General features: G+C 46.5%; 2 protein-coding genes. One reads left to right on the forward strand and one right to left on the reverse strand.

From position 1 onward, the window contains the following. A partial coding sequence (locus tag A3761_RS14605) for an aminopeptidase (protein WP_197473055.1) occupies positions 1–566 on the reverse strand: 566 nt, incomplete at its 3' end. 184 nt (positions 567–750) lie between these two features. Here A3761_RS14605 and A3761_RS14610 point away from each other — a divergent pair. Continuing rightward, positions 751–2,448, forward strand: a 1,698-nt coding sequence (locus A3761_RS14610) for an HAD-IC family P-type ATPase (RefSeq protein ID WP_156491862.1), incomplete at its 3' end; no start/stop codon positions are given.

Here is a 2,448-nt window from a genome sequence, read left to right on the forward strand (position 1 = left end):
TTGCGATGAGAAATCTCATGTATCAACAACTCGACCAGATATACTTCATCCGTAAATATGAAACTACTTAACAATGGGTCGTCAAAAAAACCTAAGGTAGAATAAGCCCGCACGCCCCCCACTCGAGTTTCAAAGCCTTGTTTTTCAAGTCTCAAGGCTTCAGCTTTGGCCATAGATTGATCGTAATAGCCTCTATAGGCCAAACACCCAAGTATTGGGTAGCACCAAGTATAAGCATCCAAAGACAGTTCAGACGCAGCATAGACATTCCAAACCGCATAGCGTCGGCCTAAGTCTGTATAACTGGTATATGCGTCATCGACTGGTAGATTGAGTTCCTTGCTGGCAAAATCTCTAAGCGCTTGAGATAAAATCAGACGCTTTCGAAGCTCCTCAGAGGTTTCATCATCCGCTAGCAGTGTCTCAACAGGCTCTCGATTCCACAAAAGAGAGGTTTGGCCATTTAACAAATGTGAATAATAACTAACTGAAGAACAAGCACTCAGCAAGGTCACAGACGACAAACACAGGGCACCAAGCCCCAAAACCTTTAATCGCTTTCGCAAGCACTTCCCCTTTTTACGACAAAGCCTCGAAGGCTGGCTTGAATTATAAAAAGAGCTTTTAGATTCGAGCTCTTAAGTGACCCGCATCAAGATTGGTGAATACTGAATATCGTCATTCACTAGAAATCATTTTATGATTAGATCATTCTTATGAAGAAAGAATCTGACCACAGGATTAGAATCTATGTCAACAAAGTGGCACACCTTAAATACTGAAGAATGCGCAGAAGCTCTGAATTCAATAATAGAAAAGGGCCTAAGTAAACAAGAAGCGCAGGAACGTTTAACTACACAGGGAGAAAATATTCTGGAACAGGCCAACACCCGCCCTTGGTGGAAGGTGATCATGGCTCAGTTTCAGGATGTAATGATTATGGTGCTACTCTGCGCGGCGGCGATTTCCGGTCTAGTCGGTGAAGCCGTGGATACACTTATTATCCTTTGTATTATTGGCCTCAATGCAATATTGGGCGCTTTTCAAGAATTCCGGGCTGAAAAAGCGATGGCTTCTCTTAGAGCCATGGCGACACTCGAGACGCTGACTTTACGCGATAGCAAATGGCAGACTATTTCCAGCACGCAACTCGTCCCTGGCGATATTATTAGCCTGGAGGCCGGCAACGTAGTGCCTGCCGATGTTCGCCTTGTCGAGGGCAAGGATATTGAGTGTGATGAATCATCACTGACAGGTGAATCTCTTGGTGTTGATAAACGTGTCGAAGCACTTGAACACGAAGATACCTTGCTCGCTGAGCGCAGCAATATGCTATTCAAAGGCACTCAGATCAACAGGGGCTCAGCTCAATGCATTGTCACTGCCACAGGCATGGAAACCGAGCTGGGGAAAATAGCCTCATTGCTAAAAAGCGCTAAACAGAGCCATACGCCACTCCAGAATAGGCTAGCCCTATTCAGTAAGCGTCTCGCTATCAGTATTGTGTTTATATGCCTGGTTGTGATTGTCCTTGGCCTTATTCGGGGTGAACCCTGGTTATTAATGCTGCTAACCGGTATTAGCCTAGCTGTGGCAGCCATTCCCGAAGCCCTACCTGCTGTTGTAAGTATTGCCTTAGCCTTAGGGGCAGCAAAAATGATCAAGATTAATGCCTTGATGCGTAACCTACCTTCTGTCGAGACCTTAGGCTCGGTTAGCTACATCTGCTCTGATAAAACCGGCACTCTCACTCAGAACAAAATGCACGTAGACAAGCTAATTACACCTGAAAGCAAACCTTACGCCCTGAACAGTTTGGCTCAAAGCTCGCACCTTGCACATGTGCTCTCGCTCAACAATGATGTCAGGGTTAGTCGCGAGATAGAGCAGTCTAGTGGCGAACCGACAGAGCTAGCCTTGTTCAACTGCGCAGCCCAAGCTGGCTTCCTAAAAACAGAACTTGAGAAATCGCTTCCGCGCGTTGCCGAGTGTGCCTTTGACTCTAACCGAAAGCGTATGACTACTGTACACAAGCTAATGGGTGAACCCCACACACCCTTAATTTCTTATACGAAAGGGGCACCTGAAGCAGTACTTTCCTGCTGTAGCCAAGCTTTTACCCAAGCCGCAGAAGTGCAGCAGTTTGATCGTGATCTCTGGCTAGATATTGCAGAAGACCTTGCGACACAAGGCTACCGAGTACTCGCTTTCGCTATGAAGAACTTAAATGACGGCGACACTTTCGATCAGGAAACGCTTGAGTCACAGATGACTTTCCTAGGCTTAGCCGCATTGATCGACCCTCCCCGAGAAGAAGCCAAAGAGGCCGTTCAACAATGTAAAACAGCTGGTATCACACCGATAATGATTACCGGGGATCATCCTGCAACAGCTTTGGCAATTGCGAAACAACTCGATCTGGTTCCAGCTAACGAGTCAGCGAATAGC

The sequence above is a fragment of the Oleiphilus sp. HI0123 genome (assembly GCF_001635315.1).